The organism is Sorangium sp. So ce385, from assembly GCF_051474135.1.
GTDB lineage: Bacteria > Myxococcota_A > Polyangia > Polyangiales > Polyangiaceae > Sorangium > Sorangium cellulosum_D.
Genome location: NZ_CP150337.1, coordinates 5,126,724 through 5,142,204 on the forward strand (window position 1 = coordinate 5,126,724; position 15,481 = coordinate 5,142,204).

At 73.8% G+C, this 15,481-nt stretch carries 7 protein-coding genes; 3 read left to right on the forward strand and 4 right to left on the reverse strand.

Going from position 1 to position 15,481, the window contains the following annotated elements; all coding sequences use genetic code 11:
* Positions 1-232: 232 nt before the first annotated feature.
* Both WME83_RS18775 and WME83_RS18780 read right to left on the reverse strand, forming a co-directional pair.
* Positions 233-1,303, reverse strand: coding sequence for a hypothetical protein (locus WME83_RS18775; RefSeq protein WP_437320653.1), 1,071 nt, complete (start codon positions 1,301-1,303; stop codon positions 233-235).
* Positions 1,304-1,782: 479 nt separating this feature from the next.
* Positions 1,783-2,922 carry a PP2C family protein-serine/threonine phosphatase gene (locus tag WME83_RS18780; protein ID WP_437320654.1) on the reverse strand — a complete coding sequence of 380 codons (1,140 nt, stop codon included), beginning with the start codon at positions 2,920-2,922 and terminating at the stop codon, positions 1,783-1,785.
* An 842-nt stretch (positions 2,923-3,764) separates the two neighbouring features.
* Here WME83_RS18780 and WME83_RS18785 point away from each other — a divergent pair.
* The 3 genes from WME83_RS18785 to mutS all read left to right on the forward strand — a co-directional run bounded on the left by WME83_RS18785 (position 3,765) and on the right by mutS (position 11,219).
* Positions 3,765-5,498, forward strand: coding sequence for a hypothetical protein (locus WME83_RS18785; protein WP_437320655.1), 1,734 nt, complete (start codon positions 3,765-3,767; stop codon positions 5,496-5,498).
* A complete protein-coding gene (locus tag WME83_RS18790) occupies positions 5,495-8,386 on the forward strand; it encodes a hypothetical protein (RefSeq protein WP_437320656.1) in 2,892 nt (963 codons plus the stop codon). Before WME83_RS18785 ends, WME83_RS18790 begins: the two co-directional genes overlap by 4 nt.
* Positions 8,387-8,516: 130 nt before the next feature.
* The gene (mutS, locus tag WME83_RS18795; protein ID WP_437320657.1) at positions 8,517-11,219 is read left to right on the forward strand and encodes a DNA mismatch repair protein MutS; all 2,703 of its coding nucleotides are present in this window, start codon (positions 8,517-8,519) and stop codon (positions 11,217-11,219) included.
* 31 nt (positions 11,220-11,250) lie between these two features.
* On the opposite strand, the gene WME83_RS18800 is transcribed toward mutS, so the two are convergent.
* Together WME83_RS18800 and WME83_RS18805 are read right to left on the reverse strand one after the other, a co-directional pair.
* Positions 11,251-13,326 (reverse strand): IgGFc-binding protein, encoded by a 2,076-nt coding sequence (locus WME83_RS18800; RefSeq protein WP_437320658.1) that lies wholly within the window; start codon positions 13,324-13,326, stop codon positions 11,251-11,253.
* Entirely contained in the window at positions 13,326-15,437 is a 2,112-nt protein-coding gene (locus tag WME83_RS18805) for an IPT/TIG domain-containing protein (RefSeq protein WP_437320659.1), read from the reverse strand. Before WME83_RS18805 ends, WME83_RS18800 begins: the two co-directional genes overlap by 1 nt.
* Positions 15,438-15,481 lie beyond the last annotated feature (44 nt).

The following is a 15,481-nucleotide window of genomic DNA, read 5'->3' on the forward strand; positions in this document are numbered from 1 at the left end:
CGCCGCGGGGCGCGCACCGGCGGGCGGCCTGGGCCGACGTTCGTCGCGTGCGCCGGGCGCCGCGCGCCGCGCGCCACGCGCCACCCGAGCGCACGCGTCGAGGACCGGGCCGGTGGTTGAAAATTCCAGCCACGATCCGTGCCGCCGCGCCGTCCTCACCGTCATGAGCCCTGCCGGAAGCGTCCCGCGCGCCTCCTGCGCGCCGCGCGCGCTCGCGCCGACCGGCGCGCGCTCAGAACGACGCGATCACCCCGGCGCCCACGGACGCGCTCAGATGAGGCGCCCTCAGGACGTCGACGTCGGGGCGCTTCTGGAGCCCCACGGCCGTGAGGAGCTCGAGGTGGGTCGAGAGCGAGAGCCGGTCGTTCAGCGCGAGCTCGACCCCGGTGCGGAGCCCGAGCGCCACGAACATCAGGATCAGCCCGCTCTGGCCGCCGGGCTGCCCGGAGAGCGTCAGCACGCCGAGCTCCACGACGGTGCAGGTGGCGAGCAGGTCGTTCGTGTGGAGGCAAGGGACCAGCGCGGTCGTCACGAGCATGCGGGTGTGCACCGGCTGCCCGTCCGAGCGCCCGCCGGCGCTTGGCTGCCCGTCCGAGCGCCGGTCGGCGCTCGAGGCGCCCAGGCTCCATCCCCCCTCGCTCGGGCCTGCGCTCAGCGGGAGGAACGCATCCTGGACCTCGAGACCGAAGGAGAGGCGGTCCGACCAGCGAGCCTCGCAGAACCAGGAGACGCCGCCGACCAGCTGATCGGTCAGCCCGATCTGCGCGAACACGCCGGTGCCGCCTCGGATCGCGCTCCGGCGCCCGGCGGGCTCGGTCGCGGGGAGCGGGCGCGCCGGCGGCGCGCGCGGGTGCGGCGGGGCCGGAGGCGGCGCGAGCTCGGGGGGAGGCGGCGCCGTCGCGGGGACCTGTTCGTCGCGCAAGAACGGCGTCAGCGTGAACGCGATCGAGAGCGCGACGTAGCTCGTGAGCAGCGCGCAGGCGGCGTCGCCGCTCGGAACGTTGAAATCGCGCGGGGCGGACTCCCTGCCATCTTCGTCCCGGTACTTGAGGGTGGCGACCAGCGCCGCGCCGCGAGGCCCGATCGCCACGTCGACCGCCTCCGGCGCGTCCTCGCGGAAGGGATCGTAACCCGCGCGCCGCTGGACCTGCTCGCGCAGCGCGCCCTCTCCCGGGCACGACGCCGCCCGCGGATCCTCGCTGTAGTGCATTCGCAGCGTGCGGCGCGCCGGCTCCGCGGCCAGCGCGGGCGCGCTGAACAGGAGAGAGGCGAAAACAATCTTGTAGAGAGAGAAGCGTGGCATTCCGGTTCGATGGCTCCGCTGATGGGCTGTTGGCGGCGGCCATTGAGAGCGCTCGAGGCATAGCGCGTCAAGAGCTCATGGCGCTTCTTTGGCACGCAATCTCGAGCCCGGAGAGCTCCACGCAGCGTGATAATCGAGGAGGATGATGCGTAATGGGCTCGTGAACGTGATTTGCGAGCGGCCGAGATCCGAATCTGTGACGATTCTGGCCAGCGTACGTATTGGGTTAACGTGCGGTTCATCGAGCGAGCGTGGCTGTATTCATGGCAATCGAGGCACGCTGTCCGTAAGAGCGCGCAAACGACGCGCAAACGGTGGGCGAGCGGCGCGCGAGCAGCGTGCGAGCAGCGTGCGAGCGGCGTGCGGCGACCGCGTGCGCGCGCCCCGCCGACAGCGCGGGCCGTTCGGCCGGCGCTGCGCGGGTCGATGTTGATGGGAGGGGGAGAGGACGAGAGAGGGGGGGAAAGGCCGCCGGGCGATCAGCCCGCGCCGGCGCCGGCACCCGCGCCCGCGCCCGCGCCCGCGCGTGAGGCGAGCCGCGCGAGATCCTTGGGATCGCTGACCCGGACGAGGATGACGGTGATGTTGTCGCGGCCGCCGCCTGCGTTCGCCTTCTCGATGAGCGCCTGCGATGCCTTCTCGGGATCGGGCTCGGCGAGGAGGATGTCGCGGATGGCCTCGTGCGTCGCCATCTTCGACAGGCCGTCGGAGCAGAGGAGGTAGACGTCGCCGGGGTGCGGGCGAGCGATGATCAGGTCGACCTTGACAGCGGGGGAGATCCCGATCGCCCGGCTTAGGTGGTTGGCCATCGGCCCGGTGATCCCCGCGGCGCCCATCGTGTGATCGGTGGTGAGCTGCGTCAGCTCGTTGTCGCGGAGGCGATAACAGCGGCTGTCGCCCACGTGGCCGATGTAGAGGCGCTGCTTGTTGGGCGAGAACCGGGCGCTGACGAGGGTCGTGCCCATGCCGGTGAGGCTCCGCTCGGCGTGGGCGCGCTCGTAGATGGCCTGGTTCGCCCGCTGGATCGCCACGGCGAGCTCGCTGCCGCGGCGGGGGACGTCGGGGTAGGGGCTCTCGGCGTCGCTGTCCAAGAACGACGGGTCCTTGAACGCCCTCGCGATCGTGTCGACCGCGAGGCGGCTGGCGACGTCGCCGCCCGCGTGGCCGCCCATGCCGTCGGCCACGGCGAACAGGTAGTGCTCGTCCAGGCAGAGGTAGCAGTCCTCGTTCTTCTTGCGCTTCTGGCCGGGATCCGTCTGCCCGACGGCGCTGATGAGCAGGAGCGGCGACGAGCTGGTCGGCTCGTCCACGGCCGCCTCGTCGTCGTAGATGATCGGGACGGCGGAGGGCTCCTCGCGCTCGTGCTCATCGTCGTCATCATCGTCGTCGTCGTCGTCGCCGCCGTACGATGGGGCGCTCGGGCGCTTGATCGTGCTCTGCAGCACCTCCGGCGGCGCCAGCGTGATCAGCGTCAGGTCGTCGTCGTCGTCGTCGAAGGCGTCGTCGTCGTCGTCGCGGCGCGACGGCCCGTTCGCACGTTTCCAGTCGGCGCCCGAGACGCGCTCCGCGCGGCCGTGTCCACCCGTGGTCTTCGCGTGAGAGCTCTCGCCCGCGGGCACGCGCGCGCCTTCCTGCGGGCCAGCTGCGCCGGTTGGGCCTTCGAGATCTGCCTCCCCCTCATCGAGGGCCTGGGCTCCTGGGCCGCCTTGCAACGGCGTCGTCGCCGCGCGCGGCCGTGCCCGGTCGCCGTTGTTCGAACGAAAATACCAATAGATCAGCCCGAGAAGGGCGATTCCCATGACAAGGGCGGCTGCGAGATCGGCCATGTCCCGGCGACCAACGTAGCAAAGGCGCGCCGCGTCTCCGAGATCAACATGCAGGGGGACGGACGACGGCGATCGATCTTGCCCCGGGCTCGGCAGCGGAGCCCACGCCGGAAGGGCGCACCTTGGGTACCCATCGGCGCAGGAGAGCGACGTTGCGTCCTACCGCCGGGCGCGCTCTGGCGGGCGGGCGCCACAGCACACCTCGCGGGCGGCGGCGCCGTCACGCTGTGTGCGCTCGCCGGGCGGGCGCGGGGTGTGCTGCGTTGCGGCACGCCCCGCGGCCACCGGAGGAGCGAGCGCCTCGGTCCTCGTTCGCCGCGACGCCCGCGGAGGCCGCGCGGCGCAGGGCCCGCCTCTCCCGCGCCCTGGAAGACGGAAGCGGCGTCGCGGCGCTCCTACGGAGAGGGCCCGCGCTCGCAGGCGCGCCGTGATCGTGCGGCGGGGGCCCTGCGCTCGTAGGGAGAGGGCCCGCGCTCGAGACGTCGCGCTGCCCTCCACCGCTCGGCGCTGCGCGCTCTCCGGCGCCGGCTCCGCGCGCCGACGCTCGCGCCGGCGTGCGCCGCGCGCGTCCGCCGCAAACGAACTCGTGGAGCGGGTTGCCAGTGCTCGTGGCGCTGACTAGTCTCCGCGCCCGCATGAAGCTCGGCCGCGCACTTCTCCAGACACCTCGCATCGTCGGCGTGGGCCTCGCGGCCTCGATCTTGGGCGGGCTCGGGGGTGCCGGCTGCTTCGTCGACAGCGAGGGGCTCCCGCCGCCGGGCGAAGGGCTCTACTTCCCGACCGGCCTGGCGGCGTCCCCCGGCGGCCGGGTCCTCTACGTCGCGAACTCGGACTTCGATCTCCAGTACAACGGCGGCACGGTCCAGGCGCTGGATCTCCAGCGGCTGCGCAAGCGGGCGCTCGCGCTCCAGGCGTCGCTCTCGCCGGCCGACGCGGGCGAGGGCGGCGACGTGAGCGCGGCGTGCGGGGCCGTGGGCCTCGGCACCAACCCTGCGCCGCTGCTCTACCCGGGGCCGTGCGCGCCGCTCGATCTCTCCTCCCTCCAGGGAGACGAGGAGGTCGTGCGGAGCTCGGCCGTCATCGGCGCGTTCGCGTCGAACATCCTCCTCGTGCACCGGCCGCTCGCCGGCGACGCCGCCGGCGGCGACGCGGAAGCGCCGAAGGCGCGGCTGTTCGTGCCCGTCCGCGGCGACCCGTCCGTGACCTTCTTCGACGTCGCCGACGATCGGCTCGACGCCCCCGACGCGCAGCGCTGCAGCGGGGACTCCTGCTTTCAGCTGGACTGCGGCGCGGCCGAGGCGGGGGGGCGCTGCGGCCGAGACCACCGCATCGGGGAGGATCCGGGCCAGGAGCTCCTCCGGCGCAAGCTGCCGCTCGAGCCGTTCGGCATCGCCGCCGGCCCGGACGGGACGAGCGTCGTCGTCTCGCACCAGACGGAGGACACCGCGAGCGTCATCGTGAACCCGTGGGAGAGGGGGAAGAGGCCGCAGCTGGCCGCGGTCCTCACGGATCTCGCCCTCGGCCCCACGGAGCTCGCGGCCGTGCCGCGCCCGCGCCTCGTCACCCAGCTCGAGGCGGCCGAGGAGGAGATCGACTACCAGCCTGCGTTCGCGCTCACGTTCATCGCGGCGCCGCAGCTCGGTCTGCTCCGCTACCAGGAGGCGTCCGAGGGCGCGGCGGCGCTCCTCTTCGAGTCGCCCAGCACCCAGATCACCGCGCTCGCGAACGGCACCGACTCCCGCGGCATCGCGATCGACGCGCGCGAGCGGCAGGCGTGCGAGGCGGCCTGCGGGGACGCCGACTACGCGTGCCTCGCGCGGTGCACGGCGATCCCGCTCGAGTTGTACGTGGCGCACCGCTTCCCGAACTCGCTGCTCATCGGGGAGGTGATCACGACCCTGGTCGAGAACCCATCGGCCGACCCCGACAGGCCCGAGGACCGGTGGGGCGCGGCCTACGAGACGGTCGTGATCCGCGACGCCGCGCCGCTCGCGGCCTACCCGTCGCGGGTCGAGGTGGGCGAGGTGATCGGGGAGGACAACCAGCGCCACCGGCGGGTCTTCGCGGCCGCGTTCGACTCGGGGCGCGTCTTCTCCTACAACCCGGAAGCGCGCCGCGTCGACGCCGTCATCACCACCGGGCGCGGGCCGCAGGCGCTCGCGTTCGACACGGGCTACGCCTGCGGCGACGAGAAGGAGCGCTGCGACTGCGCGCCGGGCAGCGACGGCTGCGAACCCTATTCCCTCATGTACATCGCGCATTTTACCGACTCGTACCTCGGCGTCGTCGACCTCGACCTGCGCAAAAACACGTCCGCATCGATGATCCTCACGGTGGGCACGCCGGTCCGGCCCCGGGAGTCCCAATGAAGCTGCGCGCCGCGGTCATCGCCCCTGCCTCCGTCCTGGTGCTCGCCGGGTGCGCCGAGGACCCCGAGCCGGTCGCCGTCGAGGCGCTGTCGCAGTCCGGCCAGAGCGCCTTCGTCTGCCTCGCCGTCGACCGGCCGGATCCGAGCGCGCCGGGCGTGGTGCGCTCGCTGCCGATCACGGACTGCGGCGACCGCATGGCCAAGTCGCCCAGCGACTTCGGCGTCGACGCGGCCAGCGGCGGCAAGGCCACGCTGCCGCACCTCTACGCCCTCGTGACGCAGACGTTGCGCGGCGAGGTCGCGGTCATCGACATGACCACCGAGAGCGCGCCGATCCTCGATCAGGACACGGGCACGCCCGGCGCGAGCTTCCTCCCGATCGGCGCGCAGCCGGTCGACATCATCGCGACGCCGGGCGGCACCGCGTCGTTCGTCGCCGTCGCCGAGCCGGGGCGCGCGGGCATCTTCGCGCTCCCGTCGGCGAAGGTGGTGCCGCGCACCGGCTGTCCGGTCCCGTCGCTCACCTCGTGGCCGGCGTGCTCGCTCCCTTCGGCGCCAGGCGAGGTGCTGCTCGCCTCCGATCCGCCGGATGCCGACGGCAAGCTGCGGGCCTCGTGCTCGGGCGCCTACGACGTCGAGCCGGCGAGCCCCGAGGACGCCGAGGCGGGCGGCGACGCCTGCGGCAGCGGGAGCGGCGACCTGAGCCAGGAGGGGCTCGGCCGACAGAAGCTCCTCGTGAGCATGCCCGAGCTCGGCGGCTTCGCCGTGATCGACGCGCAGACGCTCCTCCAGGACGAGCGGTACCAGGAGGGCGGGTTCGCGCCGTGCGAGGTGGAGCGGTGGGTCCCCCTCGAGGTCTCGCTGCCCCCCTCGCCGCCGGCCCCGGCGCCCGACGAGGCCCCGGACGGCCCCGCCGCGTGCGTCCAGCGGGAGACCGCGGCGAGCCCCGCGCAGGCGGTCGCGACGCCCCGGCCCGCGGGGCTCGCGCTCGCGGGCGACCGGCTGTTCATCGGCGATCTTGACGCGCCGGTGATCCACGTCGTCCATCTCCCGACGCCCTGCGCGCCGGCCGAGCTGCCCCCGCTCCTGCCCGCGTCGACGCTCGACCCCGAGCGCGTCGTCACGACGAGCCGCATCGCGGTGAGCCAGGCGCTGCCGCCCGACTTCCGCCGCTATCTCTACGCGGTCGACGCGGGCGACGGCAGCGTCATGGTCTTCGACGTCAGCGACGGCGCGTCCAGCCGGTCGCCGCTCGCGCGCCCCCATCCGGAGTGGAACCCGTTCCAGCCGCCCGATCGCATCCGGCTGACCGCGCCGGTCCGCGATCTCGCGATCGTCCATCGCGACGCCCCCGCCATCCTCCCCGCGACGGGCGTGGCGCCGGAGGGCCTCCGGTGCGATCCCGATCCGGACCTCAAGCAGTGCGACATCAACGTCGCCTCGTGCGACCTCGCGACGCTGTACCGCACGTCGGCGGGCCGCGACGCCGGCGCCGGCCCGCTCAAGCTCCGCGGCTCGTTCGCGTACCTCGCGCTCACGAACGGCCAGGTCGCGGTCGTCGACGTCGACGACCTCGACGCGGCCTGCCGCGGGCCCGAGCGGCAGAGCGCCCGCGCGGGCTGCGCCGGCGCGCCCGCCGGCGGCGATCCGCTCGAGACGAGCGGCGAGGTCTCCTGCAACGTCGTCCTCCCGCACGCGCTCCGCTCGGAGGACTACGTCGTGACGAACGACGCCACCGGCGTCCTCGAGCCCGGCGTGCGAGCCCTGCCGATCCTCTACGATCGCAGCGGCACGGTCGTGCAGCTCTCCGCGGACAGCCCGAAGATGCGCGCCACGCTCCCGCCCGAAGCGGAGGCGCCGGCGCTCGCGCTCGCGGTGGGCGCCCAGCGCGAGGCGATCGCGTCGGCCGACACCGGCGAGAGCGCGCTCGACGAGCAGGGGCTCGTGCTGAGGTCCGGCGAGCCGCAGCACGCGCTGGCGATGAACCTCGAGGACCCCCGCGTGCACCTCGTCAACGAGGCGTGGACGGTCACCTACGAGGGGACGCTCCCCGGCTTCGCGCGGACCTTCGTCCACTTCGACGAGGACGCCGCCGCCGTGAGGAGCGGCGACGCCCGCTTCTGCCGCCGCGGCGTGCAGAGCCGGGCCAGCGTCAGGGAGCAGCTGCTCGCCGCCGGCGCCCCCGAGGGCGAGGCCGACGCGCAGGCCGCCGAGCTCGCCGACTTCGTGCAGATCACGTCCGAGCTCCCGGGCGAGGACGCCGGCTACTGGGACGAGGTCGATCCGGCCGTGTGCTCGTTCGAGAGCTGCAACGCGAAGTACGGCAGCGTCATCACGTCGCGCCCGGGGCTCCGCGTCGCCGAGGCCTACGAGGACCGCCTCGCGCTCGAGTCGCGCGATCCCGCGGTCGACGAGGTCGCGTTCGCGGCGTGCTGCTTCCCCGGCGAGGTGCAGCTCGACGTCCGCCCGGCGCGCCAGTGGGTGGTCCGGAGCAACGCGGCCGGCTTCCTGCACCGCGTGATCGCCGATCCCGAAACGGGCAGGTGCCGCAACTCGTGCGACGCGCGCCTCGCGCGGCTCAACGGGCGCGTCGCGCACACGCTCGTCGACGGGCGGGTGACCGACGGCGCGCCGGGCGCGTTCGTCAACCCGATGTTCCGCTTCGCCATCACGGGCGGCGTGCCCGAGCAGGACATGCAGTTCCGCTTCACCACCCAGGGGGCGTTCAACCCCCTCTTCGTCAACCTCGTCAGGAACGAGGTGGAGCTCCAGCCCCAGGCCATCCGGCCCGTCCCGGCGACCGGGGAGATCGCCGTCACCGACGGCTCGTTCGAGGGCCTGATCCTGCTCGGCGGAAACGGCGCCGAGGTCGTGCGCCAGTTCCACTGAGCTGGTCGCCGAGCCCGCGCGCCATTCCGATTTCTGCGCCAATTTTTCCACGAAAACCGCGGGAACAACGCGCTGCGAACGCGCGAGTCCCGCGTAGACCTCACCGGGCGTCGCGGTTACAACCCCGCCGATGCAACTGTCCGAGCAGCCCGCGGCCAGGAAGAAGCTCACGCCGGTGATGCGCCAGTACGAGGACGCGAAGGCGCTCCACCCGGACGCGATCCTCTTCTTCCGGATGGGCGACTTCTACGAGATGTTCAACGACGACGCGGTCCTCGTGTCGCGCGCGCTGAACCTGACGCTCACGAGCCGCAACAAGGGGGAGCCCGAGGAGGTCCCCATGGCCGGCGTCCCGCACCACGCGGCGCACGGGTACATCGCGCGGCTCCTCGCGCTCGGCCACAAGGTGGCGATCTGCGAGCAGTGCGGGGATCCGTCGAAGATCAAGGGGCTCGTGCCGCGGCAGGTGGTGCGCGTCGTCACGCCGGGGCTCGTGACCGAGACCGAGCAGCTCGACGCGCGCGCCAACCACTACCTCGCGGCCGTCGACGGCGGCGGCGCGCCGCGGGGCGACGCGGGCGAGGCCGGCGCGGCGGGCGGGCCGTACGGCCTCTCGCTGCTCGATCTCTCGACGGGCGAGCTCTCGGCCACCTCGGTCCCGGACGCCGCGACGCTGCTCGCGGAGCTCTCCCGGGCGGATCCGCGCGAGGCGCTGATCGCCCGGGATCTGCCGGACATCCGCGCGGCCGCGACCTCGCTCTCCTGCCGCGCGGCGCTGCGCGACGACGACGAGCTCGACAGCGCGGACGTCGCGTCGATCCTCGACGACGCCGCGATCGAGCCGATCTCGGCCGCGGCGCTGGCCGAGCACCCGCTCCCGGCGGTGCGCGCGGCGGCGCGGGCGCTGCGCTTCGCGCGCCGCTGCAGCCCCGGCGCGCGCATCCCGGTGCGGCGCATCGCCCCGCACGACACCTCGGGCACGCTGCGCATCGACGAGACGGCCCAGGCGCACCTGGAGCTCGCGCGGGCCGCCGACGGCGGCCGCCGCGGCACGCTGCTCGACGTCATCGACTGCACGGTCACCCCGGGCGGCGCCCGGCTCCTGCGCCGCCGCCTGCTCACGCCGCTCGCCGATGTGGCGGCCATCCGCCGCCGCCTCGACGAGGTGGAGCTCTTCGTCGCGAACCCGCGCGCCCGCGGCGAGCTGCGCGAGGCGCTCGGCGGCGTCGGCGACCTCGAGCGCCTCAGCGTCCGCGCGCTCCTCGGCGAGGCCACGCCGCGCGACCTCGGCTGCCTGCGCGACGGCCTCGCGGCGGCCCCCGCGGCGGTCGCCGCGGTCCGGTCGATCCCCGACCTCGGCGACGGGGGCGCGGCGCCGCTGCTCGCCGAGGCGGCGGCCGTGGACGTCGCCGCCGACGTCTGCGCCGAGCTCGCCGCCGCGCTCATCGAGCGGCCGCCGCCGAACGCGCGCGAGGGCGGCATCTTCCGCGAGGGCTACGACAAGGAGCTCGACGAGGCGCGCGCCGTGGAGAAGAACGCGACCGAGCTCATCCTCGCGCTCGAGGCGAAGCTGCGCTCGCAGACGGGCGCGCCGTCGCTCCGGGTCAAGTACACGCGCGTCTTCGGCTGGTACATCGAGGTGACGCGCGCGCACGTCGCCAAGGTCCCGGACAGCTTCCGCCGCAAGCAGACCGTCGCGACCGGCGAGCGCTACACGAGCGACGAGCTCGACGAGCTCGCCGACAAGATCGAGCACGCCGGGGCGCGCGCGCTGGAGCGCGAGGCCTCGCTCTTCGATCGGCTGCGCGGCCTCGTGGCGAAGAGCGAGGGCCGCCTCCGCGCCCTCGCGCGCAGGCTGGCGGCGTGGGACGTCGCCGCCGCCCTCGCCGACGTCGCCCACCGCAACGACTACGTGCGGCCGCACGTCACGGCCGGCGAGGCGATCGCGATCCGCGACGGCCGCCACCCCGTGGTCGAGCGCTACGCGGCCGCGGGGCACTTCGTGCCGAACGACACCCGCCTCGATCTGTCGGGCGAGCGGCTGTGGCTGATCACGGGCCCCAACATGGCCGGCAAGTCGACGCTCATGCGCCAGGTCGCGCTGATCGTGGTGCTCGCGCAGATGGGCAGCTACGTGCCGGCGCGCGAGGCCGAGATCGGCCTCGTCGACCGGATCCTCTCGCGTGTGGGCGCGAGCGACAACGTCGCGCGGGGCGAGAGCACGTTCATGGTCGAGATGCGGGAGACGGCCGAGATCCTCCGCGACGCCACGCGGCGCTCGCTGGTGATCCTCGACGAGATCGGCCGGGGCACGAGCACGTACGACGGCCTCGCGATCGCGTGGGCGGTGGCCGAGCACCTGTTCGACGCGATCGGCTGCCGCGCCCTGTTCGCGACGCACTACCACGAGCTGACGGAGCTCTCGGCGCGCGCGCCGGGCATCGCGAACTACTCGGTCGCCGCGCGCGAGCACGGCGACGACGTGATCTTCCTGCACAAGCTCGAGCCTGGCCCCGCGAGCCGCAGCTACGGCGTGGCGGTCGCGCGGCTCGCGGGCGTGCCCGAGGGCGTGCTCGCGCGCGCCCGCGCGATCCTCGCGACGCTGGAGTCGGGCGCCGCGCTGCCGGGCGGCAAGCACGCCTCGCTCCGCGGCCGCACGCGCGGCGGCGCCGCGCAGCTCGACCTGTTCGTCCCGGCGCAGGCCGCCGTGACGCCGGAGCAGTCGGCCGTCCTCGAGACCCTCCGCTCCGTGGACGTCGATCGGCTCGCGCCGCTCGACGCGCTGCGGCTCGTGGCGAAGCTGAAGGGGCTGCTCGGCGGCGCCGGCAAATGACCGCGGCGGCCGGCCGCGGCGGGGCCGCGCCTCAGTCCGGCGCCGCGATCTCCCGGAGCTCGGTGCCTCCCGCGTACGCGTAGCTCACGAACGAGTCGAACCCCGTGACGAGCAGCCCCACCGGCGCGGAAGCCGCGATCCGGTGCACGCCGTCGCGCTGCCGCCCGGGCCGCACGTTGTCCGGCGCCGGCAGCGTCGGATCGATCGACGCGAAGCTCAGCTGGCAGCGGTAGACGACGAACGGCGGCGCGCCGCCCCCGCGCTGCTCGTCGGTGAGCCCGTCGGCGGGCGCGATCTCGCACTCCTCCGGCCCGAGCGCCACGCCGTCGAGCCGCACCACGGCGGACGGCGGCGCGATCACCGAGATGAAGTCGAACGCGTACTTGTCCGGCGTCAGGAACACGTAATCCTGCCGGAACTGCTCGATCGGCGGCAGGATGACGAGGCTCGGGTCTCCGCCCGGCAGCCCCTGCCGCACCCCGGTCGCGTTCTGGCTGGCCATGATCTGCGACACGATGACCGGCTCGGAGCTGTCGATCACGAAGTCGCCCCACGCCATCACCTCGTGGAACTCGCCCTGCGACGACAGCGTGATCCGGTCGTCCGGCGGCGGCAGCGTCGTCGTGATCGCGGCGCCCTTGCTGCTCACGGCCACGATCCTGACGAACTCCGGCTCGGGCACGACCTCGATCTGCGCGCCGGCCTGCTTCACCGTCTGCGATCGGTTCGGCGTGTGCGGCACGGCGAAGCGCTTGCCGGTCGCGCGGATCGGGTCGAGCTGGTCCTCCAGGTGATCGGCGCAGCAGCGCCGATCCGCGAGCTTCGGGAAGTGGGGCGCGTCCGAGGCCTCGCCGCCGGTGAAGACCGCGATCGGCTGGTCGGCCCTGATGACCGAGCCGGTGAAGTCCTCGTTGAACCCGCCGGTCTCCAGGTTGAGCACGTCGAACGCGCCGAGCTTGACCTCGATCGACCCGCCCGGCTGCGTCTCCGGGACCGGCCCGCCGCCGACGATCTTCGCCGTCGTCGTCACCTGCACCGTGGTCTGCTCGCGCGTCCCGACGATGGTCAAGAACGCCCGCAGATCGGTCGGGTTCAGCGGATCGAAGTTCGTGTCCGGATCGTCCGTGCTCGCGATGGTCTGCGGCCAGCCGGCGACCACGTACGCCGTCGACAGCGCGCCCGGGCTGTACGTCAGCGCCTCGCGCGGCTTCAGGAGCGAGGCGTCGTTGGAGAACACGTTGACGTTCTCCAGCGGGTTGAACTGATAGGCGACGACGGGAAACTTCGAGGTGATCTTGTACGCGTGCCGCGTGAGCGCCGTGTGCGTGCCCGCGTTGTACTCGCCCTCCGGGCTGCCATCGACCTCGCGCGGCCCGAGCTTGAACACCTGGAGATAGAGCGGCGCGATCAGCGCGCTCGCGATCTCCACCGGGGCGGGCGGATCGCCCGGCGCGCCGTCGTCCTGGAAGATGTGGATCTCGTTGGGCACGTCCGGCTGCGGGTTCGAGATCACCACCGCGAACTGCTGCGCCGCCGCGTTGCTGGTCGCGTCGATCAGCGCGTTGTCCAGATCGACCGCCCAGTACTCGCACCCCACGTTGCTCCGCTCGAGCTCGGCGGCCGCGCAGAGGTGGAGGCAGCCGCCGCCGCGGCACGCCTCGCCGGCGTCCGGATCGCACGTCTCGAGCACGCCGCCGAAGCTGCCGTCCGGCGCGCACGTCACGACGTCCTGCCCTCGGCACGACGTCACGCCGGGCACGCACTCCCTGCACCCGAGGTCGATCGACGCGCACACGAGCCCCTGCGCGGCGCAGTCCTCGAGCGTCACCCACGCCGGCCCGGCCGCGGTCTCCTCGCAGCGCGAGAGCTCCGCGCCGCACCGCACCTCGCCGGCCGTGCACGGCGGAGGCGGCGGCGGCTCGTCCGGGATCTCGCCCCACCGGACGCCGCTGTCGAAGCAGCTCGGCGCGAGCCCGAGCGCCGCGGCGGCGAGGAGGGCGGCGGCCGCCGCGCGCCGCGGGCGGGCGCGGCGCCGGGACCTGCGGGATCGCGTCGTGGGGAGCGGCTCGCTCCTGCGGGATCGCGTCGGGGGGAGCGGCTCGCTCATCACAGGTGCGCGCTGAAGCTGTCGAGGGAGTAGGCCGCCATCCCTTGGGGCGTGAGCTGCCGGTAGACGAGCTTGCCGTAATCGAAGCCGTCGATCCGCGCCCCGTACACGCCGATCGTGACCGGCCCCGGCGGCAGCGCGCCGTGATCGAGCCCGAGCTGCCGGATGTCGGGCAGCTCGACGGCGTGCGACCCGGCGGGCACGGCCACGGTCCACCGGATGAGGCCGCTGCCGCTCGCGATGTCGTAGACGCTGAGGTCGACGGGCGCGCCCGCGGCGAACGAGGTCGCGAGGTGCGCGCCGTCCCAGGCGCCGTTCTGCGCCGGCGTCTCCAGGGTCGGAACGCCCACGAAGTCGCCGATGCGCACCGGCGCGCTCGTGGTGGTCGAGAGCGCGCGGCCGACGACGGACAGCGGCGCGAGCCCGGCCTGGCCGGTGACGGCGCGCGCCGACGAGTGGTAGCTCGCCCCGAGCAGATCGCGGTTGAGCGGCGGGACGCCCACGAACGACAGCCCCCCGTCGAACGGGATCAGCGGGCTCTGGGCGCCGGTGGGCAGCGTGGCGAACCCGTCGTTGCCGATCATCAAGGACACGTTCGCCTTGATCCGGTCCGGCCCCTTCGGCCCCTTCGCGGGCGCGGTGACCTCCATCGTGAGGGCGTGATCGAGCGGCTGATCGATCCGCACGAACACGTCCGTCGTCACCCGGTTCGGGAGCAGCGGGATCCCGCGGACGATCCCCATCGCGTACGCGGTGAAGCGGGGCGGGTCCGTCGAGCGATCCTCGACGCCCGCGAGCGCGTAGATCGAGCGGTTGCCGGGCGCGAGGTACATCGTGAACCCGTGCCCGAGCTCTCCCGGCGTGTCCGGGGTGATCGCCTGGTACTCGGGCGGCAGCTGGAAGGTCGCGAGCGGGTCGGCCCCCGTCGTGAACACGTACGCCGCCTTGCGCTCGGTCTCGCGCTGCGGGCTCGGGATGTTGCCCCACGCGACGGCCCCGGGGTCCAGCGCCGTGTCCCAGACGAGCTCGCCGTCGAGCACGGCCGCGCTGCCCACCTTGCCGCCGACGGGCGGGGGCGGATCGCCGGAGGCGCCGCAGGCGGGCGTGAGCACCGGGTCCAGGTACACGGTCACCGTGTCGACCGGCACGGAGGCGAACGAGATCGGGCTGTGGCACGTCGCGGCGACGGTGACGGTCCGCGGGGCGTCGAGCGAGGCGTCCTCGAACACGGCCACGCCGGACGCGTCGGCCTCGCCGAGGAGCGCGGACGAGAGGCTGCTGCCCACGACCACGCGCGCGCCCCGGATCGGGTCGCCGGTGAAGTTGTTGTAGACGAGGACCTTGAGCCGTCCGGCGAGGGGGCCGCCGCTGAGCCCGCCCTTGTAGCCGTTCTGGCTGTCCTCGTAGGTGTAGCCGTCGAGCACGAGGATCGTCTCGTCGCCGGTCGTCACCGAGATCGTCTTCGCGCCGGGCGTGCCCTGGGGCACGGTGCAGGCGAGCCGGGTCGGCTCGAGGACGGCGAGCGACGTGCAGGGCTTCTGACCGATCCTGGCGACGGTCGTCGCGTCCCAGCGCGTGCCTTGCCCGATGAGCTCGATCGTCGTGCCGCCCGAGATGGGCCCGCTCGACGGCGACGCGTAGAGCGCGTCGTAGACGTAGCCGCCCGGCAGCGATCGTCGGGTCGATGCGTCGTCGCCGTTCTGCGCCGCGAGCTCCACCGGCCCGGCTGCGCCCGGCGGCGCCACCACCTGGACCCGGCTGGGATCGATCGGCACGATCGCGGACGGATCGACCTCGACGTCGCCGAACCAGACGCGGACCTTGGAGCTGAAGCCGTTTCCGTGGAGCAGGACGCGCTGGCCCCCGTTGAACGGGCCGTGCGTCGGGTCCGCGCCGAGCAGGGCGTGCGGATCGGCGTCCGGGAGCCCGGTGCTGGCCGACGAGGACGTGGTCTGCGGATCCACCCCGAAGTCGCCGCCGCTGCCCCCGTCGCCGTCGGTCTGCCGGCGGATGCCGCTCGGGGCCGTGGCGACGCAGGCGGAGACGACCGCGAGGCCTGCGCAGAGCGGGGCGAAGCGTGCAGAAAGGAAGCGTCGTGACGCGGTTCGCACGCGCCGAGTGTACGCCATCGTGGATGCCGGGACACGGCGCGCCG

Bases quoted from the DNA above. Each gene is read 5' to 3' on its own strand.
- WME83_RS18775 (WP_437320653.1), bottom strand. From the start codon at position 1,303: ATGCCACGCTTCTCTCTCTACAAGATTGTTTTCGCCTCTCTCCTGTTC.
- WME83_RS18785 (WP_437320655.1), top strand. From the start codon at position 3,765: ATGAAGCTCGGCCGCGCACTTCTCCAGACACCTCGCATCGTCGGCGTG.
- WME83_RS18790 (WP_437320656.1), top strand. From the start codon at position 5,495: ATGAAGCTGCGCGCCGCGGTCATCGCCCCTGCCTCCGTCCTGGTGCTC.
- mutS (WP_437320657.1), top strand. From the start codon at position 8,517: ATGCAACTGTCCGAGCAGCCCGCGGCCAGGAAGAAGCTCACGCCGGTG.
- WME83_RS18800 (WP_437320658.1), bottom strand. From the start codon at position 13,326: ATGAGCGAGCCGCTCCCCCCGACGCGATCCCGCAGGAGCGAGCCGCTC.